The sequence below is a fragment of the Streptomonospora sp. PA3 genome, assembly GCF_009728995.1.
Lineage (GTDB): Bacteria > Actinomycetota > Actinomycetes > Streptosporangiales > Streptosporangiaceae > Streptomonospora.
Window position 1 is genome coordinate 43667 of the sequence record NZ_VTZW01000006.1, and the last position, 20785, is coordinate 64451.

A 20785-nucleotide genomic window follows, 5' to 3' on the forward strand; every position below is an offset into this window, starting at 1 on the left:
GCGCTCCTCGGAGACTGAGGGCGGGCCGCTGCGCGGCCCGCCCTTCGCATGCGCGGTGCACGCTCGGGCCCGCACGTCGCCCGCGTCGTCCCCGCTGTTCAGGGGTGGGGGAGCTTTGCCGCCGCACTGGAGCTGTCGGTATGTTCTCGGATGAACCGGAGGTCGCCGATCCGCGCCGCCGCACCGTCGCGAAGGCGCGGCGGCGGCGTTCCGAGCCATGAGGGGGGCGGAGGGAGTGAAGGACATGCGCGCCCGCCCCACCGGATTCCACGACGTACGCGAGACCAACCTGGGCGTGGTACTGCGCGCCGTGCGTACGCTGGCCCCCTGCTCGCGGGCCGCCGTGGCCGCCGCGACGGGGTTGAACAAGACCACCGTCTCCAGCCTCGTCGCCGACCTCATCGCCCGCGGCCTGCTGCGCGAGACCGGCGAGTCCGCCGAGCGCCGGGTCGGCCGCCCGGGCGTGATGCTCGCGCTCGACGACCTGACGATCGCCGCGATCGGCGTCGAGGTGAACGTCGACTACCTGTCCGTGGTCGCCGTGGACCTGCTCGAACGCGACCTGGTGACCCGGCACATCGCCTTCGACGCCCGCTCGGCCGGTCCCGACGCCTGCGCGCGCCGCATCGCGGCGGCGGTGGAGTCGGTGGCGGCCGACCCCGCTCTGCGCCGCCGCAGCCTCATCGGACTGAGCGTGGCGGTGCCCGGCCTGGTCGACTCCCCCGCCGGCGTCGTCACCCGCGCACCCAACCTCGCCTGGCGCGGCACCCCGCTGCGCGCCCGCCTGGAGGAGCTGCTGGAGCGAGGCGGCCTGGCGCCCCTGCCGGTCCTGGTCGACAACGACGCCAACCTCGGCGCGGTCGCCGAGTACCGCGGCGGCCACCTCGCCAGCACCGGCGACCTCGTCTACATCACCGGCGAGGTGGGCATCGGGGCGGGCGTGCTGATGAACGGCGAACTGCTGCGCGGCTCGGCCGGGTTCGCCGGCGAGATCGGGCACGTGCGCATGGTCGAGGACGGCCCCGAGTGCGGTTGCGGTCGGCACGGCTGCCTGGAGGCGCTGGCCGGAATCGAGGCGATCCTGCGCGCGGCGCTGCCCGACCGCTTCCCCGGCAGCGCGCTCACCCGCGCCGACCTAGCCGACCTGGTCGACACCGCGGTCGAGCGTGCCGACAGCGGGGATCCCGTCGCCGTGGACGCCCTGGAGACCGCGGGCGCCTGGCTGGGGCGCGGCGCGGCGACCCTGGTCAATCTGGTCAACCCGGGTGCCGTGGTGCTGGGCGGCTACTTCGTCCCGCTGGCGCCCTGGCTGCTGCCCTCCTGCCGCGCCGCGGTGCGCGAACTGGCGTTCGCGCCGGAGGCGGGCGGGTGCCTGGTCGAGACCTCGGCGCTGGGCCTGAGCGCGGCCGCGCGGGGCGGCGCGGTGGCGATGGTCGACGCCATGGAGAGCGGGCGGCTGCCGCTGCCCCCGCCGCGAGCGGGCGGTGTCGCGGCGGCCGACGAGGGAGCCTCCTGACCGGTGGCGCACCGGCACGGGTCGGGGTCCCGGTCCGGCCCGGCGTCGCGGTGGACGACGCCGCCTCCGTTCGTGGCCCCACCGGTACCGGTCGCCGTTGACGCGGATCCAGGCGGAACCCGGCGCGGGTAGGCGGGTCAGTCGACGACGCGCCCCTGGACGTAGCCGTCGCTCCCCTCCCACTGCAGGAAGCGCTCGGACTCGCTCATCAGGCTCGTGGCCAGCCACACCGCCACACCGACGTCGTCGGCCAGACCCAGCACCGGCACGAACAGCTCGGGCACCAGATCGATCGGAGAGGCGACGTAGGCGATCCCCAGCAGGAACATCAGCAACCGGGGAACCGTCAGTCCGTCGTAGCGCCCGCGCAGGCGCGACCACAGCATGCGCGGAAGCGCGGCGGCGCGTTCGGCCAGTCCGGGAGTGCCCGGCCGCGCGCTGGTCTGCACGGCCTGCCAAGCCGCGACCCCGGCGGCGGCGCGATTGCTCTTGCGCATTGACTTCACCTCGGCTCGGTGCGGCGGCGGCGATCCGGGCACGCTGGCCCGACCGCCGCCCTACTCACGATATGACGCGTCCGGGGGCGGAAAAAGTTCCACGGAGCGGCTAGGTTGGTCAGCGCTCCCACCCCCGACGCAAGGACGCCTCGGACCATCATGCGCACGAGAACCGCAGCAGCAGGGACGATGCCGCGAATCGCGCCCCTTGTGGCGGCGGCCGTCCTGGCTCTGCCCGCCTGCTCGGCGGTCGCAGGGGGCGGCCCGCCCGACCCTTCCGCCGCCCCGCCGCCCTCCGCCGACGCATCGGCGCCCGCGGCGCCCGGCGAGGGGGGCTCCGGCGACGGGACGGGGGAGACCGCCGCGCCGGAGGGTCCGCTGGCGGGCACGACCGTCGTCATCGACCCGGGCCACAACGGCGGCAACGAGGACGCCCCCGACCGGATCGGAGAACTCGTCGAGGCCGGGCACGGGCGCAAGGCCTGCGACACCGTCGGCGCCGAGACCGACGCGGGGTACCCCGAGCACGCCTTCAACTGGGACCTGTCGCGGCGGCTACGCGATCACCTGGAGGAGCAGGGCGCCGAGGTGGTCCTCACCCGCGAGAGCGACGAAGGCGTCGGCCCCTGCATCACCGAGCGCGCCCAGATCGGCAACGAGGCCCGCGCCGACGCGGCGATCTCGGTCCACGCCGACGGGGGCCCGTCGAGCGGCCGGGGCTTCCACGTCATCGCACCGGGCGTGCTGGAGGGCTACACCGACGACATCGCCGAGCGCTCCTACCAGTTGGCGCTGCACCTGCGGGAGGGTTTCGAGGAGGGCACCGGCCAGCCGCGGGCCGACTACATCGCCGAGGACGGCCTGGACAAGCGCACCGACCTGGGCGGGCTGAACCTTTCCGACGTGCCGAAGGTGTTCCTGGAGGCCGGCAACATGAGCAACAGCGAGGACGCCGCCAGGATGGCCGACGCCGAGTGGCGGGAGAAGGCCGCGGAGGCCGTCGCCGCCGGTATCAGCGGCTACCTCCAGGAGCAGCAGGACGGCGCGGCCGGCCAGGCCGACGCGGGGTGAGGCGGGGCGACGCGGGCGCGGCGCCGCGCAGTCGGCCCGGACACCGCGCGGTGCGAACCGGGGGCCCGAGGAGGCCGCCTCCCGCCGCGGGCGGCTCCCGCTGCGGCCCGCACCCGCTGACCGGTTCCGGACACCCGGCCTGTCCAGCGGGAACGCCCGCCGGGGCGCGATGGCCGCATGCGGCGGGGAAGCGGAAGCGCCCGCAGTGCCCGATAATTGCGCAATGACTGATTCATCCCCCGATTCCCCTCCCGCAGCACCGGACACCCCCGACGCGGTCGACGGCCCCTTGGACTTCGACGTGGTCCTGCGCGGCTACGACCGCGCCCAGGTCCAGGCCCTGCTGGAGACGATGCAGCGGAGCATCGCGGCTCCGGGGACGCCGGGCGCCCTCAGTCCCGCGGAGGCCCGCGACCGCGCCGAGTTCGACGTGGTCCTGCGCGGCTACGACCGCGCCCAGGTCCGGGCGGCCTACGACCGGCTGCTGGAGCGCCTGTCCGCGGCCTGGGCCGAGGGCGGGGCCCAGCAGTGGGCAGACCCCCGGACGTGGGAGTTCGAGTTCGACCGGGCCGCACGCGGCTACGACCCCCGCGCCGCCACTGAGCTGGTCGACTCCGGCCTCGCCGCACTCCGGGAAGCACTCAGCGGAGGCACGGACGACTCGGCCGCGCGCACCGCGGCGGAGGCCCTCCGCCGCGGCCGCGCCGCCCTGCCCAAGACGTTCCGCGGCTACAACACCGGCCAAGTGGACTTCGCCGTCGACACCCTCTGCGCCGAACTGGAGCGGGCTGAACCAGCGGAGGGCCAGGGTCGCGTTTAAGAACGGCGGGGGCTGGGGGCGCCGCTTTCCGGAACCCACCGGGTACCGACGGGGGCGGCCGCCATCGGGGTTGCGGCAATAGGTGCGCCTCGCGTAGCGCGATACGCCCGCCCGTCAGCCCGCCACCACCCCAACGGAGACGCTGCGCGCCATGTGCTTCCTTGCCGCCGAGCGCACGCTGCACCTGCCGGGCGGAGCCGCACCACCGGTGGCGGACCTCCGGCGCGAAAGTGCACCGCCGCTCGGCGGCAAGCTGGCGCGCAGCGCTTCGCGCATCACAGCCCCATTGCCGCAACCTCCTGTGGTGACCGACTCCCTAAACAGGACGTAGGCCGCGTCTAAGAACGACGGGGGCGCCGATTGCCAGGAACCCCCCGGGCACCACCTGGGGCGGCCACCATCAAGGTTGCGGCAATGGGCGCGCCTCGCCTAGCGCGGCCCGCCCGTCAGCCCGCCACCACCCCAACGGAGACGCTTCGCGTCACGTGTTTCCTTGCCGCCGAGCGCACGCTGAGCTTGGCGGGTGGAGCCGTGCCATGGGTGGCGGACCTCCGGCACGAAAGTGCACCGCCGCTCAGCGGCAAGCTGGCGCGCAGCGCTTCGCGCATCACAGCCCCATTGCCGCAACCTCCTGTGGTGACCGACTCCCTAAACAGGACGTAGGCCGCGTCTAAGAACGACGGGGGCGCCGCTTGCCAGGAACCCCCCGGGCACCACCTGGGGCGGCCACCATCAAGGTTGCGGCAATGGGCGCGCCTCGCGTAGCGCGGTCGCAGCTTGCCGCCGAGCGCACGCTGAGCTTGGCGGGTGGAGCTGTGCCATGGGTGGCGGTCCTCCGGCGCAAAGGTGCGCCGTGCGCTCGGCGGCAAGCCGGCGCAGAACAAGTACGTGGCGCGAAGCGCCTCCGTTAGGGGCGGCGGCGGGTGACGGGTGGGAGTCGCGCAATCCAGCCCCATTGCCGCAACCTCCTGTGGTGACCGACTCCCTAAACAGGACGCAGCTCCTGTCCGAGCCGGGTCCCTGCTTGCGGCAGAGCTACGTACCCCTACGGGCGGGGACGCGGTCGAACGGCCGCGAACGTGCGGAAGCCGCGCGCGGGGGCCACCCTGTCGCCTCCCCGCAGGCGTGGCACAGGCGCTCGATGCGCCCCGCGCTCATCGGGCGCCCTCGGCCGGCGTCCGCCCTGCCCGCTCGGGACGGTGGAGACACGCCGGACGCTTTCGGCCGGACCCGGCCGACGGGATGCGGATTCCGTGGAGTACGGCGGTTCACCCCCCGCCCGGGCGTGCCCGCGTCGTCTCCGGGAGGCGGCCCCGGCCGCGGACCGACCGGTCGGCCGACTGCCGCGCGGCTGCGCGCCCCGCCGGCCGTGCGGCCACCGGCCTCCGGCCGTCCACCGCGGTGACCTGCGGCGCGCCGACATGCGGCGCCACGACCCGGGCGCCGGTGCCCTTACGGAGGACCGCTTTGTCAAGGCATGGCGCACCGGATCTGTTACCGGCGGATACAGGCGGGGAGCCTTTACCCACGTCCGGGCGCGGAATCGGCACAATGTACCCATGCCTCTGACACCGGCCGACATCCGCAACAAGCAGTTCAACACGGTCCGCTTGCGCCCGGGCTACAACGAGGAAGACGTCGACACGCTGCTCGATCGGGTCGAGGCCACGATCGCCGGCCTCCAGGGCGGTCCTCGCAGCGGGCGGCCGATCACCGCCGAGGAGGTGGAGGGCGCCAAGTTCCGGACCACGCGGCTGAGTCCGGGATACGACGAGGAGGAGGTCGACAACTTCCTCGACGTCATCGCCGCCGACCTGCGCTCGCACGGCCTGGCCCGCCCTTCCGAGGCCGCCTGGCCCCCTCCCGCCCGCCCCTACGGCGCGCAGCCGCCGCCCGGTCCGCCCGGCAACTACGGGCCGCCGGACCCGTACGGTCCGGTGGCTCCCGGACCTCCCATGCCGCCGCCGTCCCAGCCGCCCACGGGGCCGCCGCCCTCGGCGCAGGGCGGGCGCCCGCCGCTGCGCCCGGAGGACATCCGCAACCAGCAGTTCTCCACCACCCGGCTCACCACCGGATACAACGAGGAGGAGGTCGACGCGTTCCTCGACAGCGCCGAGGCCACGCTGGAGGCCCTGATGCACGGCCGCCGCGAGAACGCGCCGCTTACCGCGGCCGCGGTCGACCGCGTCAAGTTCTCCACCACCCGGGCGCGCCCCGGTTACGACCCGGCCCAGGTCGACGCGTTCCTGGACTTCCTCGCCCAGGAGTTCCGGTACTACGAAGGCGCGCAATGATCCGGGCCAGGGCACGGGAGCGCGGCGGCGGAGACGGCACCGCCGCGCTCCCGCGCTCTGGCCCCGCCGACTGCCCGCTCCGCCGGTCCGCCGAATCGGTCGCGCCGAAAAGATCCACCCTCCGGACACGCCCAAATCTCCGCGACTTCCATCCGATACAGAAAGTAATATGCGATAACTTGACGCGCACACGCGTGTCGCGGCCTGCACGGCAGTACGGAGGAGGGCAGCACCATGACGCACACCGCGGCCTCCGACGGCGGTCCGCACCGCCTGCAGCCGCTACGTTCCGCCGCGCGGCCGCGGACGCCGCACACCGCGGCGGCCCGGGCCGCGGCCGCGCTTCCCCGCCGCGAGCCGCAGTTGCGCCCGGCGAGGGTCGGCACCGGCTCCGTTCGGGCGCCGGCTGATCCGGGGGCCCGGGTCGGCGGAGCCGCCCTGACCGAGTTCGCGCCCGTGGCGCGGCACCCCTGGGAGTGGCCGCTGGCAGCGGCCGCCGCCGCGGTGACCGCCTGCCTGCTCGCCGCGGTCATCCACACATTGTTGACGGGCGAGGGGGCCGCGGTGTGGGCGGCGGGACTCGTGCTGGCCGGCGTCCCGGCCGGCTGCTGGGCGGAGGGCGGGCTGCAGCACGCGAAGCAGCGGGCGCAGTCGGTCCGGATCTCGCCGACGCAGTTCCCCGAAGCCCACCACGCCATCCGCCGCCTGAGCGCTCAGATGGGCCTGGCCTGCGCTCCCGACGCCTACGTGCATCCGGCCGCGGACCGCCCGCGGAGCTGGGCCGCGGGACACGGCCGACGCGGCTACGTCGTCGTCTCCGGCGACCTGTTCGACAGCGGCGGCCGCCTGCGCGACCCCGATGCTCTGCGCTTCGTCGTCGCCCATCAGCTCGGCCACATCGCCGCCGGCCACACCGCCCTCTGGCTGCGCGCGGCGACGGCGGCGGGCCGGGCGGTGCCCGTGCTGGGAGCCTCGCTGTCGCGGGCGATGGAGTACACCGCCGACAACCACGCGCACGCCCACTGCCCCGAGGGGGTGCACGCGATCCGCATGCTCGCCGGAGGGGCGCACCTGTACGCGCAGGTGAACATGAGCGAGATGGCCGAGCGGGCGCGCACCGACAGAGGTCCGTTCCTGCTCCTGTACAACCTGCTCTCCAGCCGGCCCGCCAACACCAAGCGCATGGCGGCCCTGCGCGACAGGACACGCCCGGGCCGGGTGTTCCTCTAAGCCGGCCCGTCGGCGCCGCCCGGGCCGCGGGAGCACGGGGCCGGTGAGCCTCGCGGCCTAATCGGCGGACTCGACCGGGCTCAGACCGGCCAGGAACAGGTCGGCGAAGTAGGCGCCCACCTCGCCGCCGGTGAGCGCGCCTCCGGTGCGGTACCAGGTGCTGAGGTGGTGCACGGCGCCGAAGTACTGGGTGACGGCGATGTCGGCAGGCACGTCGGCACGGAAGACGCCCTGGCGCTGGCCCTCCTCGACCATGGCGCGGAACCGCTCGTGGTACTGGCGGCGCTCCTTGCGCACGGCGATCTGCCGGTCGGCGGAGAGCATGTGCAGCGACCGGAAGAAGATCCGGGTGTCGTCGAGGTTGTCCACAGTGGTGTGCACGACGTCGATCGCGGCCTGGCGCAGCCGCTCGCGCACCGGCCCCTCAGCGCCGGCGAACCCGTTCAGCCGCTCCATCTGCATGGCGAGCACGCGCTGGTAGATGGCGTAGAGCAGATCGTCCTTGGAGGCGAAGTAGTGGTACATCGCCCCCTTGGTCACCCCGGCGGCGGAGACCAGCTCCTGCACCGATGTGCGTTCGAAGCCCTGCTCGGCGAAGAGCCGGGTGGCCGCCGACAGCAGCCGGTCGGGGACCGCCGTGCCGCGGTCGGGGGCGGTCGCCGACCGCTTGCGGCCGTCCGTGTTCTGCATGCGTCTTCCCGTCTTCCGGTCTGCCGCGTCGTGGAGCCGGTTCCAGCATAGACATACCATCCGGTCGGTCGCCGGGCGCCCGAGTGCACGGGGCGGCCCGCCCGCAGCGCGACACGCCGAGAACACGCGGTCGACCGAGGCCGCGCAGAACGGAAACCGTGCAGGCCATCGCCGCCTCGACGCGATCCGATCCTCCTGCGCGGCGGCGCGTGCGCGGGCGGCGGCACGGCCGCGATCCTAAGGTGGTGGACGGCCGCGACACGCCGCGCCCCCGATCCCGATTCGAACGGGTGTTCGATACACTGCCCGGGTGAGTCTCTACAACGAACGGATCGATGTCCGATCGACCACCGGCGGCCACCCGGCGTTCTTCGCCTGGCGCGACCGCACTTACCGCGTCCGGCGCGTCATCGGCGCGTGGTCGCCGCCGGACGAGCCCGGTGCCCGGGCCGCGGCCGCAGACGTACGGCTGGTCCGCGTGGCCGCCGAGTCTCCCGAGGGCGAGCTCGGCATCGCCGATCTCACCTGCGACGCCGCCACCGGCGACTGGACCATGCGCCGCCTGTGGGGCTGAGGCGCGAACCCGTCGCGCCGCTCGGGCGAACCGCTCGGGCGGCGCGCCGCGGACGCGGCCGTGCGGCCGGTTCAGACGTCGAGCTCGGTCTGCCCTTGGGCCACGCGGGTGCCGCGTCCGGCCATCGCCCTTCTGAGGCAGCGGCGGCAGGTCACCGGCCCCTCGGCCGGGCGCAGGCGCAGCGGGTCGGCGGCGGCCCGGCACACGACCGCCGGCACCCGTACGCCCACCCAGACCGCGTCCTCGACGGCGTGGACCACCGACGACGAGCCGATGGTGGCCCTGCCGCCCGCCAGCTCCCGCCGCCGGCGCGCCAGGACCGCGGCCAGGTGCTCGATGTCCGCGCCCGCCGCCGGCTCCTTGTCCGCCGGTCCGCTGCTCATGCCTCCAGCATCCACCATGCCACCGACGGGCGGGAGGGGCGCCCTGACGGCATCGCGACCAGGGCGCCGGCAAGCTGAGCCTTGGTCAAGAAGTCGCGCACCGCCGACGCCGCGGGCGATGGGACTGAAACGGGCGCAGTGCCTGCCCGCCATCGGCCAATGCTCAGCGGTGGCGGGCTGACGGGCGGGCCGACCGCGCTTCGCGAGGCGCACCCACTGCCGCAACCCAGACGGCGGCGCCCCGGGTGGTCGGTGGGTACCTGGAAAGCCGCGCTCCCGCGTTCTTGAGCGCGGCTTAGGGTTCGACGTAGAACGCCGGCCCGTCTTCGCGGGCGTGGGCGATGCGGCGCATGATCCGGTCGTTCATCGGAGGCAACCGGTCGGGGGCGAACCAGCCGACCTCCAGGGACTCCTCCTCGTCGGGGCGCGCGTGTCCGCCCGCCGGGCGGCAGCGGAAGGCCACGTCCATGAACTGCACCCGGTCGCCGTTGCGGTAGGTGAACGGCGGTTCGGTGACGACGCTGGCGATCCGCTCGGGCACCACCTCGACACCGGTCTCCTCGGCCACCTCGCGGACAAGCGCGACGGCCGGCTGCTCGCCGGGTTCCACGATGCCGCCGGGGGTGCTCCAGCTGCCGTCCTCGGCGCGCCGGTGCAGCAGGACCTCCCCCGACTCCGCGATGACCACGGCCGTCACCCCGGTCAACCAGATCAGGTCGTGGCCCACGTGCTTGCGCAGGCGGAGGATGAACTCGGGTGTGGGCATGGCATCGACACTACCCAGGCGCGGCGTGCGCGCGGGCGGCCCCGCTCAGGGCGGGATGGGGCGGGTGTAGACCAGGGAGTAGCGCCAGAACAGCAGCCGCCGCACACGCGCGCCCGGCAGGTGGCGCTGGGCCGCCGCGCGGATCTGGCGCAGGCTCATCCGGGGCTCGCGCAGGGGGACGGGCGAGCGCAGGCCCGCGGTGGGGCTGGCGACCCCGGTGGCGGCGCGTGCGGCGCGCAGGCCGGCGCCGATCGCCCATTCCGGCGGCAGAGCGGCGGCGCTCACGGCGTAGTCGGCCAGGGTCTCCTCGCGGTAGAGGCCGAGGATCGCCAGGACCCCGCCGGGCGCCAGGCCGTGGGCCATGGCCCGCACCGACTCGGCGAAGTCCATGTGGTGCAGGCTGGCGATGGCGGAGATGAAGCCGTAGGCGCCCGCCGCGATGCCGTAGTCGGCCAGGGCCGCACACGAGTAGTGGACGCCCAGCCGCTGGGGCGTGCGCTCCCGCGCCTGCTCGATCATGGCGGGGTCGGGATCGATCGCCTCGACCCGGGCGCATCTGCCCGCGAGGAGGCGTGCGAACCGGCCGATGCCGCATCCGACGTCGAGTGCACGCACGCAGTGGTCGGGCACCTGGCGCAGCAGATGGTCGTGGTAGTGGGCGTTGTGGTTCCACGAGAGATCCACGGGAGGGCTCCGGGTCAGCGCAGCGCGCGTTTCGGGCGCGCGGCACCGCGGCGGCCCCGGGGAACCCGGGGCGCCGCTGCGCGCCGCGGCGGGGCGGCCATGGGGGCGGGACGGCGGGGGCTCACCCCGCCTGCTGCTTGCTCTCCAGCAGCTCCATGGCGTTGACCGCCGCCGAAACGGAATTGTGGACCGGAACCTGCCGGTGCAGGCCGACGAGGCGGACGACCTTGGTCACCCGTTCGTTCGGCGCGGCCAGCGCGAGGCTGCCACCGTGCTCCTTGACGGCACGGTAGGCGTTGATGACGACGTTCAGGCCGCTGGAGTCCATGAACTCCAGCCCCGTCAGGTCGAGGATCAACCACGGCCCGTGCTTGTCGATCGCGGACAGGACATGTTCGTGGAGGTCGTCGGCGGTCGCGATGTCGAGGTCGCCCTCGACGCTCACGATCACGCTGTGGTTGTCGACCCGGGTGCTCAGCCCAAGCCTGTGCACGTTCACTCCTCCCAGCCCCACGTGTCGATGAGGGGTCCCCTTGCTCACCCTACGGAAAACAGCGGATTTCGGTAGGGGTCGATCCGCGTTCCCTTGCGGCGGCGGCCGATCGCGAGCGCGCTGTGCTGCGGCCGACGCCGACGGACGGGGCCGCCGGGTCACGGCCCCCTGTTCCCGTAAGCCTTTGACCACATACGGTATTAGCCCTGCCGCTCGGCGGGAATGCCGTCGCGGAACTATTCTCTCCACATATCGGGCAATCCAGACGCGCCGCCATTGTGGCCTGTTTCACGTCCGATGTTCAACGCCTCGATCACGGGGTCCGCGGAGGATGTGATGAATCCTGCGCTTCGTCCGATTTCTCGCCGGGTGCGGCGGGCTCGTGCCCCGGCCGAGCGTACCCCCCGATGAACTCCGCGAGGACCCGATCGGCCGCCAGTGTGGGGGTCAGCTCGCCGGCGCGGACCCCGGCCTCCAGGTGCGGCGCGTCCTCGCGCACCCGCGGGTGCGCGAGCAGGCTGTCCATCAGGCGGTCGCGGACCTGCGCCCACATCCAGTCGACCTGCTGGCGGCCGCGGCGCTCGGCGAACTCCCCGGCCTCCTCCATGGCGCTTCGGTGGTCGCCGACCGCCTGCCAGAAGTCGTCCAGACCGTCGCCGCTCAGGCCGCTGCACGTCAGCACCGGCGGGCGCCACGCCGGGTGCACCGGCTGCAGCATCCGCAGCGCGCGCGACAGCTCGCGCGCGGCCTTGCGGGCGTCGGACTCGTGCGGGCCGTCGGCCTTGTTCACCGCGACCACGTCGACCAGCTCCAGCACGCCCTTCTTGATGCCCTGCAGCTGGTCGCCGGTGCGCGCGAGGGTCAGCAGGCAGAAGGAGTCGACCATGTTGGCCACCGCGACCTCGGACTGCCCCACCCCCACGGTCTCGACCAGCACGACGTCGAACCCCGCCGCCTCCATGAGCACCATGGTCTCGCGGGTGGCGCGGGCGACGCCGCCCAGCGTGCCCGCTGTGGGCGAGGGCCGCACGAACGCCTGCGGATCCACCGACAGCCGCCCCATGCGGGTCTTGTCGCCGAGGATGCTGCCGCCGCTGCGCGTCGACGAGGGATCGACCGCCAGCACCGCCACCCGGTGGCCCTGCCCGGTGAGCAGGGTGCCCAGGTGGTCGATGAACGTGGACTTGCCCACTCCGGGAACACCCGTGATGCCGACGCGCCGGGACCCTCCGGCGTGCGGGAGCAGCCGCACCAGAAGCTGCTGGGCGAGCTCGGCGTGGTCGGCCCGGCGGGACTCCACGAGGGTGATCGCGCGGGCCAGTGTGGGACGGTGCCCGGCCAGAACCCCCTCGGCGTAGGCGTCGACGTCGATCGGCCGGCTCATCGGCGCCCCCCGGCGGCCGCACCGCCCCCGGCGCCCCTCACGGCGTGTGGCCCAGCTCGGATTCGAGGGTGGTCAGCAGGCCCAGCGCCGCCTCGGCGATGACGGTCCCCGGCGGGAAGATCGCGGCGGCGCCGGCTTCGTAGAGGGCGTCGTAATCGGCCGGCGGGATGACCCCGCCCACCACGATCTGGATGTCGGAGCAATCCAGCGCGGCCAGCTCCGCCCGCAGCGCCGGGACCAGGGTCAGGTGCCCGGCGGCCAGCGACGAGACGCCGACGATGTGCACGTCGGACTCGGCGGCCTGGGCGGCGACCTCGGCCGGCGTCTGGAACAGCGGGCCCACGTCGACGTCGAATCCCAGGTCGGCGAACGCGGTGGCGATCACCTTCTGCCCCCGGTCGTGGCCGTCCTGGCCCATCTTCGCCACGAGGATGCGCGGACGGCGGCCCTCGTTCTCCTCGAACGCGCGCACGCGCTGGGCTACGGCGGCCATGGCGGTCTCGGCGTCGGACGACGACCCGGCTTCCTCGCGGTACACACCCTGGATGGTACGGACCTGCCCGGCGTGGCGGCCGAAGACCCGCTCCATGGCCGCGGAGATCTCGCCGACGGTGGCCTTGGCGCGGGCGGCGTCGACGGCCGCGGCGAGCAGGTTGTTCTCCAGCCCGGCGCCGCCGGGCTCGGCGGCGGCCGCGGCGCTGAGGCGCTCCAGCGCACCGCGCACGGCGGTGTCGTCGCGCTCGGCGCGCAGCCGGTCGAGTTTCTCCAGCTGCTCGGCCCGCACCCGGCTGTTGTCGACCCGCAGCACATCGATCTCGTCGTCGGCCTCGGGCCGGTACTTGTTCACGCCGATGACCGGCTGGCGACCGGAGTCGATGCGCGCCTGCGTGCGGGCCGCGGCCTCCTCGATGCGCATCTTGGGGATGCCGGCGTCGATGGCGGCGGCCATGCCCCCGGCCTGCTCGACCTCGCTGATGTGGGTCCAGGCGCGCTCGGCGAGCTGGGCGGTGAGGCGCTCGACGTAGTGGCTGCCGCCCCAGGGGTCGATGACGCGCGTGGTGCCCGACTCCTGCTGGAGGACCAGCTGGGTGTTGCGGGCGATGCGCGCCGAGAAGTCGCTGGGCAGCGCCAGCGCCTCGTCGAGCGCGTTGGTGTGCAGCGACTGGGTGTGGCCCTGGGTGGCGGCCATCGCCTCGACGCAGGTGCGCACGACGTTGTTGAACACGTCCTGGGCGGTCAGCGACCAGCCCGAGGTCTGGGAGTGGGTGCGCAGCGACAGCGACTTGGGGTTCTGCGGCTCGAAGGCGTTGACCAGCCGCGCCCACAGCAGGCGGGCCGCCCGCAGCTTCGCGACCTCCATGAAGAAGTTCATGCCGATGGCCCAGAAGAACGACAGCCGCGGCGCGAACGCGTCGATGTCCAGGCCCGCCCGGCGGCCGGCGCGGATGTACTCGATGCCGTCGGCCAGCGTGTAGGCGAGTTCGAGGTCGGCCGTGGCCCCGGCCTCCTGCATGTGGTAGCCGGAGATCGAGATGGAGTTGAAGCGCGGCATGCGCTGCGAGGTGTAGGCGAAGATGTCGGAGATGATCCGCATGGAGGGCTGCGGCGGGTAGATGTAGGTGTTGCGGACCATGAACTCCTTGAGGATGTCGTTCTGGATGGTGCCCGCGAGCTGTTCGGGCGCCACCCCCTGCTCCTCGGCGGCGACGATGTACAGCGCCATCACCGGCAGCACCGCGCCGTTCATGGTCATCGACACGCTCATCCGGTCCAGCGGGATGCCGTCGAAGAGCTGGCGCATGTCGTAGATGGAGTCGATGGCCACCCCCGCCATGCCGACGTCGCCGGCGACCCGCGGGTGGTCGGAGTCGTACCCGCGGTGGGTGGCCAGGTCGAAGGCCACCGACAGCCCCTTCTGCCCGGCGGCGAGATTGCGCCGGTAAAAGGCGTTGGACTCCTGTGCCGTGGAGAACCCCGCGTACTGGCGGATGGTCCAGGGCTGGTTGACGTACATGGTGGGGTAGGGCCCGCGCAGGTAGGGGGGCACGCCGGGGTAGTGGCCGGCCAGGCCCAGTCCTTCGCGGTCGGCCGGGGTGTAGAGCGGCTTGACGCCGATGCCCTCGGGCGTCTCCCAGGTCAGGGACTCGGGGCTCTTGCCGGCGGCCTCCTCGAACGCGCGCGCCCACGCGGCGGCGCCGGGACCGCCCGCGGTGGCCTCGCCTTCGGCGGCGGTGCCGGGGCCGATACGGCTGAAGTCGGGAATCATCGGGCCACCCCCAGGGCCTCGTGCAGGTCTGCCAGCAGGCTGAGCGCGTCGCATCCGGCGAAGCAGAAGGCGTCCACCGGGGCGCCCTCGGGCGCGGTCTCGGGCCGGCCCGCCAGCAGCACCAGCTCGGCGCCGGCATCCTTCAGGGCCGCGGCGGCCGCGGCGGCGTGCTCGGTGTAGAGGGAGTCGCTGCCGCACAGGCAGGCGATGCGCGCACCGCTTTCGCGGAAGCCGGCGGCGGCCTCGGCGGCGCCGCCGGTGGAGTCGCCGCCCACGGGCTCGATCCCGCCGGCGCGCAGCAGGTTGGCGGCGAACGCGGACCGCGCCGTGTGTGCGGCGATGGGGCCCAGGGTGGCCAGATGGACCCGCGGGCGCCGCCCGGTGGCGGCCGTGTGGGCGTCGGAGCGGTCCCGCAGCTCCTCGAAGTCCTGGGCGTAGCGGCGCCGCGGCAGCGCCGTGCCGGCGGCGGGGGTGTCGGCCGCCGGCGGCGGTTCGCGGCGGATGGGCGGCTCGTCGAGGTCCGGGAACTCGCTGACGCCGATGAGGGGATCGCGCCGGTGGGCGAGGGCGTCGCGGCGCCGCCGCCACACCTCCTCGACCCTGGCCGCGACCAGCCCGCCGGACAGGGCCTCGGCCATGCCGCCGGCCGCCTCCAGCTCCTGGAAGAACGCCCAGCCCGCGCTGTAGAGGTCGGCCGTGAGCCGCTCGACGAAGAACGAGCCGCCCGCGGGGTCGATGACCCGGGTCAGATGGGACTCCTCGGCCAGCAGGGTCTGGGTGTTGCGGGCGATACGCCGGGAGAAGCCGTCGGGCAGCCCCAGTGCGGAGTCGAAAGGGAGCACGGTGACCGCGTCGGCGCCGGCCGCGCCCGCGGCGAAGCAGGCCAGCGTAGTGCGCACCATGTTCACGTAGGGGTCGCGGCGAGTGGCCATTGCCGCCGAGGTCACCGCGTGCTGGTGCATGGCGGGGCGGGCGGCGGGCTCCAGGCCGCAGGCCTCCAGCACCCGGTCCCACATCGCCCGCGCCGCCCGCAGCTTGGCGATCGTGCCGAACTGGTCGGCGTCGGCCGCGAAGCGGAACTCCAGCCGGCGTGCCGCGTCGTCGAGTGCGAGGCCGGCGGCGGTGAGCGCCCGCAGGTAGGCCACCCCCGCGGCCATGGCGGCGCCGAGCTCCTGGGCGTGGGATCCGCCGGCCTCGTGGTAGGGCGTGGCGTCGGCGGTGATCAGGCGCAGCCGGGGGTGGCGCGGCGCGAAGCCGACCGCGGTGGCCGCGGCCCGGTCGAGGTCGGCCCCCTCACCCGTGCGGGCCGCCCGGCTCAGCGGGTCGATGCCCAACCCGCCGGTGACGGCGCTCGCGGGCAGGCCGCGATCGCTCCAGGCGCGCACGAGTTCGCGGGCCGCGGCCTCGTAGTCGGGTCCGGCATCCAGGGTGACGGGGCAGAAGTCGAGGTGGACGTCGGCCAGGACCTCGCCGATGGAGCCGACCGGGATGCCGGAGTCGCCGCAGACCAGCCACAGCGCGCCCACGCCGTTCTCCAGGTCGGCGAGCACGGCCGAGCGGGCGCGGTCGGGCCGGGGGTCGCGGTGCTGCTGGCGCACCTCCCAGCCCTCGGTGACGGCGCCCTGCGGCCGACCGCCGCGGGTGAAGGGCGCCAGGCCCGGGTAGCCGGAGTCGAGGTCGTCGTCGGCGGTGTAGAGCGGGCGCAGCCGGATGCCGTCGTAGGTGGTGGTGGCCAGCGCCGCCTCCGGTTCGGGGTCGTCGTCGCCGACCTGCACGCCGGTCTTGTTCAGCACCCCGGCGACGAGTCGCCGCCACTGCTCCGGGGTGGCCTCGGGAAACTCCGCCGACGCGAGCTCGGCGGCGCCCTCCGCTTGCGCGGTCTGCGGACCGCTCTCCGGCTTTTCCATATTCCGGATGTTAGGCAACGGCACCGGTCTCCGGCCAAAGCGGGTCCGAACCTGTGGACGGATCGGCGAAGAGGCGGCACAGAACCGCACAGGGCGGGGAACCCGCCCACATCTCCGGGGACTACCCGGTGGGGCTCGCCGAGCCGTCCGCGGGCCCGTTCGCGGGCGGAAAGACGAACCGCTGCCGGTCGCTGACGACGATGCTGTAGCCCTCGTCGGTGGCGGCCTCCACGTAGGCGTCGAGCCCTTCGGCGGCGATCTCCTTGTCTTCGGCGGCGAGCACCACCTGGCCCGCCGGCGTGTCGCCGGCGCCGCGGGTGTCGCCGTAGATGTAGCCGCCCAGGGTCAGGGCGGGCGAGATCGCCTGCTCGAACTCGTCCTCGAACGTCCAGCGCACCTCGCCGGCGGCCAGGTCCACCGCGATCAGCGGCGTCTCCCCGGTGGCCTGCGGCAGCAGCAGCGTGCCCGTGCGCGACTCGTAGAGCGCGCCCGGCAGCGGGGGCGGCGAGAACTCGTCGCTCGGGGGGTTGGCGCCGGGCTCGGAGAAGCTCCACAGGAGTTCGCCGCTGTGCAGGTCGTGCAGCGACAGCACCGAGGGCTCCTCGGGCACGCTCCAGCGCACCAGGACCCTCGGCGGGGCGGGTTCCTCGGCCGTCCCCTCGCCCGGAGAGGCGGACGCGGTGCCCTCGCCGGCCTCGGGGGAGGCGGACGGCGGCGTGTCCGACGGCGTGGGGGGCGGCGACTCGGGCGAGGCGCCGGGGGTGTCCGCGCCGCCGCCGTCCTGGTGGGCCGGGACCTCGTAGATGCCGACGACCTGGGGGCGGGGGCGCTGCACGTCCGTGCCTCCGGCGAGGCCGGGGTCGTCCCCGGAGAAGCTCCACAGCAGCTCGCCCGCGTCGTCGTCGCCGATTCCGCGCGCCTGGAGCAGGCCGGTGCCGTCGTCGAGCAGCAGTACGCCGTCGCGGGCGGCCACCGGGACGCCGTTGCGGTCGGGGTCGGGGGCGCCGTCCTCCGGCGAGGCGGTCGGGGTCGGCTCCTCCTCAGGGGCGGCGAAGGTGAACTCCCACCGCTTCGCTCCGCCGGGTTGGAGGACGGTGTAGTCGCCGTAGGGGTCCTCGGCGCTCCAGTCGGCGGGGCGGCGCACCACGGCGCCGCCGATGAAGGTCTCGCGGGGGCCCGATCCGCTCCACACCGTCTCGCCGTCGTCGCCGATCACCCGGGTGCCGCCGCCGCGGCCGTCGACGATCAGCACCGGCGACCCGCGGGTGTCGGCGCCGAACCGCTGGATGTGGCGCTTGCCCTGCCACAGCGTCGCGCCGTCCTCGGCGCCCAGCAGCAGGTGGCGCTCCTGGCTGTTGGAGCTGATCAGGAAGGCGTCGCCCACCGAGGAGATCCGCACTCCCATTTCGTCGTCGAGGATGGCGGGCCCCTCGCCGCCGGGCCCGTGCAGGTGGCGCAGCGGTTCGCCGCCGACTCCCGGCGGGGGCTCGCCCTCGAAGGCGGTGGGCAGTGGGCGCGGCGAGTCATCCGGGCGGTCCGGGGGCTGCTCCTCGGCCGTGCAGGCGGTCCCCGCGACGAGCAGTGCCGCGCCCGCGGCCGCTGCCAGCGGCGCCCGTCGCCAGGTGCGCATGGCCGCTCACTCCCTACGACGACATCAGGTAGGGGAATCCTAGAACGCCGGCCGCGCGGCGACACACCGGAGCCGAGCCGCCGGAGCCGCCGCCCGGCCGCGATCAGCCCGAGGCCGGGTCGACCTCGACGACGGTGCTGCCGCTGACCTCGTAGTGGGCCTTTCCGCCGGTGACTTCGGCCAGCCACGCGCCGAATCCGGCGAGCGCGGAATCGGCCACGGCGACGTCGAAGGCCACATCCGCCTCGTAGCGAACCTCGCGCACCGGGTACGCGGACTCGCGCAGCTCGCTTTCCAGCCTTCCGGCCAGCAGGTAGTCGGCCCGGACCGTGACCACGGCCAGGGTGCGCCGCTCCAGCAGCCCGACCCGGTCCAGCGCGGCGGCGACGGCGCCGCCGTAGGCGCGCACGAGCCCGCCGGCGCCGAGTTTGATGCCGCCGAAGTAGCGGGTGACCACCGCCGCCGTGCCGGTGACGCCGCGGTTGCGCAGCACCTCCAGCATCGGCACCCCCGCTGTTCCGGAGGGCTCCCCGTCGTCGCTGGAGCGCTGCACCTCGCCTTCGTCGCCGAGGACGTAGGCGGTGCAGTTGTGCGCAGCGCCCCAGTGCGCGCGCCGCCGCTCGGCGATGAACGCGCGCGCCTCGTCCTCGCCGGCCACCCGCGCCAGGGCGCAGATGAAGCGGGACTTCTTGATGAGCAGCTCGTGCTCGCCGCCCTGGCTGATCGTCCGCATGTCCGCTCCCGATCGTAAGGCGCCCCGGGAGGCGGCCGCCGAAGGAGGTCTCACTGCGGCCCGCGGTGCCAGTGGTAGGGCGTCGTCGTGAAGACCTCGACCATGCCGGAGCGCTCCGGGATCGAGCGGGAGTGCTCGGTGGAGTCGCTGCGTATCAGGGGTTCGCCGCCGGCGGGCCGATCGCCGTGCCGACGCCCGCAGCCGTCGGCACGGCGATCCGCGCCGCGGCCGGTGTCACCCGCCCATCGAGAACACCCAGTAGGCGACGCCGTACATGGTCGCCATGATCAGCACCACCGCGGAGGCGTTCAGCCAGACGCCCGCGCGCACCATCTGGCCGATGCGGATGTAGCCGGAGCCGAACGCGATGGCGTTGGGCGGGGTGGCCACCGGCAGCATGAAGGCCAGCGAAGCGGCCAGGGCGGCGGGCACGACCAGCAGCAGGACGTCGAGGTTCATGCCCACCGCGACACCGGCCAGGACGGGCAGGAAGATGGTGGCCGTCGCCGTGTTGCTGGTCAGCTCGGTCAGCAGCAGAACCAGCACCGCCACGATCAGCACGACCACCCATGCGGGCACGGCGCTGAGCAGGCCCACCTGCTCGCCGATCCAGTTGCTCAGCCCGGACTCCTCGAAGCGCACCGACAGCGAGATGCCGCCGCCGAACAGCAGCAGGATTCCCCAGGGCAGCTGCAGGGCGGTCTGCCAGTCCAGTGCGGCGACTCCTTCGCGCGGTTTCACCGGGATGACGAACAGCGCCACGGCCACCGCCATCGCGATACCCGCGTCGGAGATGTCGGCCAGCCACGGCAGTGCTTCGGCGATGGGCGCGGTGTCGGCCAGCAGGGGGATCCCGACCCAGGAGACGGCCGCGCACACGAAGACGGCGAGCACCGTCCACTCCCCGCGCGACATCGGCCCCATCTCGTGGAGCTGGTCGCGGATGAGCTGCCGCCCGCCGGGCAGCGTGCGGATCCCGGGCGGGTAGATCACCCGCGTGAGCAGGAACCAGGCCACCACGAGGAAGACGGCGGCCAGCGGCAGGCCCACCATCATCCACTGGCCGAAGCCGACCTCGATGCCGTGGTTCTGCGAGAGGTAGCCGGCCATGAAGGCGTTGGGCGGCGTGCCGATGAGGGTGGAGACCGAGCCGATCGAGGCGGCATAGGCGATGCCCAGCATGAGCGAGGTGGAGAAGTTGGCGTCGCCCTTGCCGTCGCCGAGCTGGTTGACCAGGCCGAGCACCGACAGGCCGATCGGCAGCATCATGACGGTGGTGGCGGTGTTGCTCACCCACATCGTGATGAAGCCGGTGGCCAGCATGAACCCGGCGACGAGCATCACCGGGCTGGTGCCGACGGCGGCGACCACCGCCAGCGCGATGCGGCGGTGCAGATTCCACCGCTGCATCGCCATGGCCAGCATGAATCCGCCCATGAACAGGAAGATGACGTCGTCGGCGTAGGGCGCCGCCACGTCGGCGATGTCGACGCCGACGAGCACGGGGAACAGCACCAGCGGGAGCAGGGCCGTCGCCGGCAGCGGGATGGCCTCGGTCATCCACCACGCCGCCATGAGCGCCGCCACGGCCGCGGTCACCTTGCCTTCGTAGGACAGCGAATCGGGCAGCACGAGGTAGAGGACCGCCGCCAGGACGACTCCCGCCGCCAGGCCGATCCTCTTGCGCGTCAGGCCGCTCTCGGCCTCGGCCGTATCGCCGGGGGCGGTGGACGAGCCGTGGGCGGCCGCGCCCTGGGGAGGGGCCGGTCCCGGCTCGGGTCCGGTTGGTGTCGCCATGGGATGTCCTCGGAGTCGAATCACACGGATGACATGCGTCACGCGGTTTC

The 20785-nt window shown here is 73.9% G+C and carries 18 protein-coding genes; 6 read left to right on the plus strand and 12 right to left on the minus strand.

Translation table 11 applies throughout. The features are described from left to right. Positions 1-244 precede the first annotated feature (244 nt). Positions 245-1516 carry an ROK family transcriptional regulator gene (locus FZ103_RS04010; protein ID WP_155998941.1) on the plus strand — a complete coding sequence of 424 codons (1272 nt, stop codon included), beginning with the start codon at positions 245-247 and terminating at the stop codon, positions 1514-1516. A 137-nt stretch (positions 1517-1653) separates the two neighbouring features. Here the strand turns inward: FZ103_RS04010 and FZ103_RS04015 are convergent, their stop codons facing one another. Continuing rightward, complete coding sequence (locus FZ103_RS04015) at positions 1654-2013, minus strand: YkvA family protein (RefSeq protein ID WP_155998943.1); 360 nt, start codon at positions 2011-2013, stop codon at positions 1654-1656. Between the two features lie 189 nt (positions 2014-2202). On the opposite strand from FZ103_RS04015, the gene FZ103_RS04020 reads away from it, so the two are divergent. From FZ103_RS04020 to FZ103_RS04035, 4 genes are all read left to right on the plus strand, one after another. Continuing rightward, a complete protein-coding gene (locus FZ103_RS04020; RefSeq protein ID WP_255429749.1) occupies positions 2203-3084 on the plus strand; it encodes an N-acetylmuramoyl-L-alanine amidase in 882 nt (293 codons plus the stop codon). A gap of 223 nt (positions 3085-3307) precedes the next feature. Next, the gene (locus tag FZ103_RS04025) at positions 3308-3904 is read left to right on the plus strand and encodes a hypothetical protein (protein ID WP_155998946.1); all 597 of its coding nucleotides are present in this window, start codon (positions 3308-3310) and stop codon (positions 3902-3904) included. 1559 nt (positions 3905-5463) lie between these two features. Then, a complete protein-coding gene (locus FZ103_RS04030) occupies positions 5464-6198 on the plus strand; it encodes a DivIVA domain-containing protein (RefSeq protein ID WP_155998947.1) in 735 nt (244 codons plus the stop codon). A 234-nt stretch (positions 6199-6432) separates the two neighbouring features. Then, a complete protein-coding gene (locus tag FZ103_RS04035; protein WP_155998948.1) occupies positions 6433-7428 on the plus strand; it encodes a M48 family metallopeptidase in 996 nt (331 codons plus the stop codon). Between the two features lie 57 nt (positions 7429-7485). Here FZ103_RS04035 and FZ103_RS04040 read toward each other — a convergent pair whose 3' ends face one another. Beyond that, positions 7486-8118, minus strand: coding sequence for a TetR/AcrR family transcriptional regulator (locus FZ103_RS04040; protein ID WP_155998949.1), 633 nt, complete (start codon positions 8116-8118; stop codon positions 7486-7488). 310 nt (positions 8119-8428) lie between these two features. Here FZ103_RS04040 and FZ103_RS04045 point away from each other — a divergent pair, with 310 nt between their 5' ends. After that, complete coding sequence (locus tag FZ103_RS04045; RefSeq protein WP_186355787.1) at positions 8429-8692, plus strand: DUF6504 family protein; 264 nt, start codon at positions 8429-8431, stop codon at positions 8690-8692. A 71-nt stretch (positions 8693-8763) separates the two neighbouring features. On the opposite strand, the gene FZ103_RS04050 is transcribed toward FZ103_RS04045, so the two are convergent. From FZ103_RS04050 to FZ103_RS04095, 10 genes are all read right to left on the minus strand, one after another. Beyond that, complete coding sequence (locus tag FZ103_RS04050) at positions 8764-9075, minus strand: hypothetical protein (RefSeq protein WP_155998950.1); 312 nt, start codon at positions 9073-9075, stop codon at positions 8764-8766. Positions 9076-9370: 295 nt separating this feature from the next. Next, on the minus strand, positions 9371-9841 hold the full coding sequence (locus FZ103_RS04055) for an NUDIX domain-containing protein (protein WP_155998951.1): 471 nt from the start codon (positions 9839-9841) through the stop codon (positions 9371-9373). A gap of 45 nt (positions 9842-9886) precedes the next feature. Continuing rightward, entirely contained in the window at positions 9887-10525 is a 639-nt protein-coding gene (locus tag FZ103_RS04060) for a class I SAM-dependent methyltransferase (RefSeq protein ID WP_186355788.1), read from the minus strand. Between the two features lie 121 nt (positions 10526-10646). Next, positions 10647-11018 carry an STAS domain-containing protein gene (locus FZ103_RS04065; protein WP_186355789.1) on the minus strand — a complete coding sequence of 124 codons (372 nt, stop codon included), beginning with the start codon at positions 11016-11018 and terminating at the stop codon, positions 10647-10649. A 313-nt stretch (positions 11019-11331) separates the two neighbouring features. Then, on the minus strand, positions 11332-12402 hold the full coding sequence (meaB, locus tag FZ103_RS04070; protein WP_155998953.1) for a methylmalonyl Co-A mutase-associated GTPase MeaB: 1071 nt from the start codon (positions 12400-12402) through the stop codon (positions 11332-11334). 37 nt (positions 12403-12439) lie between these two features. Beyond that, the gene (gene scpA / locus FZ103_RS04075; RefSeq protein ID WP_155998954.1) at positions 12440-14668 is read right to left on the minus strand and encodes a methylmalonyl-CoA mutase; all 2229 of its coding nucleotides are present in this window, start codon (positions 14666-14668) and stop codon (positions 12440-12442) included. Further along, a complete protein-coding gene (locus FZ103_RS04080) occupies positions 14665-16575 on the minus strand; it encodes a methylmalonyl-CoA mutase family protein (RefSeq protein WP_155998955.1) in 1911 nt (636 codons plus the stop codon). Before FZ103_RS04080 ends, scpA begins: the two co-directional genes overlap by 4 nt. A 121-nt stretch (positions 16576-16696) precedes the next feature. Further along, positions 16697-18205 carry a hypothetical protein gene (locus FZ103_RS04085; protein ID WP_155998956.1) on the minus strand — a complete coding sequence of 503 codons (1509 nt, stop codon included), beginning with the start codon at positions 18203-18205 and terminating at the stop codon, positions 16697-16699. A 103-nt stretch (positions 18206-18308) separates the two neighbouring features. Further along, a complete protein-coding gene (locus FZ103_RS04090) occupies positions 18309-18938 on the minus strand; it encodes a YigZ family protein (RefSeq protein WP_155998957.1) in 630 nt (209 codons plus the stop codon). 234 nt (positions 18939-19172) lie between these two features. Further along, positions 19173-20735: a DASS family sodium-coupled anion symporter gene (locus FZ103_RS04095; protein ID WP_155998958.1), complete on the minus strand. Its 1563-nt coding sequence runs from the start codon at positions 20733-20735 to the stop codon at positions 19173-19175. Between the last annotated feature and the right edge of the window lie 50 nt (positions 20736-20785).

What these genes read in the sequence shown, in the direction of transcription:
- scpA (WP_155998954.1), bottom strand. Translation starts at nt 14,668, where the DNA reads ATGATTCCCGACTTCAGCCGTATCGGCCCCGGCACCGCCGCCGAAGGC.
- FZ103_RS04035 (WP_155998948.1), top strand. Translation starts at nt 6,433, where the DNA reads ATGACGCACACCGCGGCCTCCGACGGCGGTCCGCACCGCCTGCAGCCG.
- FZ103_RS04085 (WP_155998956.1), bottom strand. Translation starts at nt 18,205, where the DNA reads ATGCGCACCTGGCGACGGGCGCCGCTGGCAGCGGCCGCGGGCGCGGCA.
- FZ103_RS04095 (WP_155998958.1), bottom strand. Translation starts at nt 20,735, where the DNA reads ATGGCGACACCAACCGGACCCGAGCCGGGACCGGCCCCTCCCCAGGGC.
- meaB (WP_155998953.1), bottom strand. Translation starts at nt 12,402, where the DNA reads ATGAGCCGGCCGATCGACGTCGACGCCTACGCCGAGGGGGTTCTGGCC.
- FZ103_RS04055 (WP_155998951.1), bottom strand. Translation starts at nt 9,841, where the DNA reads ATGCCCACACCCGAGTTCATCCTCCGCCTGCGCAAGCACGTGGGCCAC.
- FZ103_RS04030 (WP_155998947.1), top strand. Translation starts at nt 5,464, where the DNA reads ATGCCTCTGACACCGGCCGACATCCGCAACAAGCAGTTCAACACGGTC.
- FZ103_RS04020 (WP_255429749.1), top strand. Translation starts at nt 2,203, where the DNA reads ATGCCGCGAATCGCGCCCCTTGTGGCGGCGGCCGTCCTGGCTCTGCCC.
- FZ103_RS04080 (WP_155998955.1), bottom strand. Translation starts at nt 16,575, where the DNA reads ATGGAAAAGCCGGAGAGCGGTCCGCAGACCGCGCAAGCGGAGGGCGCC.
- FZ103_RS04040 (WP_155998949.1), bottom strand. Translation starts at nt 8,118, where the DNA reads ATGCAGAACACGGACGGCCGCAAGCGGTCGGCGACCGCCCCCGACCGC.
- FZ103_RS04025 (WP_155998946.1), top strand. Translation starts at nt 3,308, where the DNA reads ATGACTGATTCATCCCCCGATTCCCCTCCCGCAGCACCGGACACCCCC.
- FZ103_RS04090 (WP_155998957.1), bottom strand. Translation starts at nt 18,938, where the DNA reads ATGCGGACGATCAGCCAGGGCGGCGAGCACGAGCTGCTCATCAAGAAG.
- FZ103_RS04010 (WP_155998941.1), top strand. Translation starts at nt 245, where the DNA reads ATGCGCGCCCGCCCCACCGGATTCCACGACGTACGCGAGACCAACCTG.
- FZ103_RS04050 (WP_155998950.1), bottom strand. Translation starts at nt 9,075, where the DNA reads ATGAGCAGCGGACCGGCGGACAAGGAGCCGGCGGCGGGCGCGGACATC.
- FZ103_RS04015 (WP_155998943.1), bottom strand. Translation starts at nt 2,013, where the DNA reads ATGCGCAAGAGCAATCGCGCCGCCGCCGGGGTCGCGGCTTGGCAGGCC.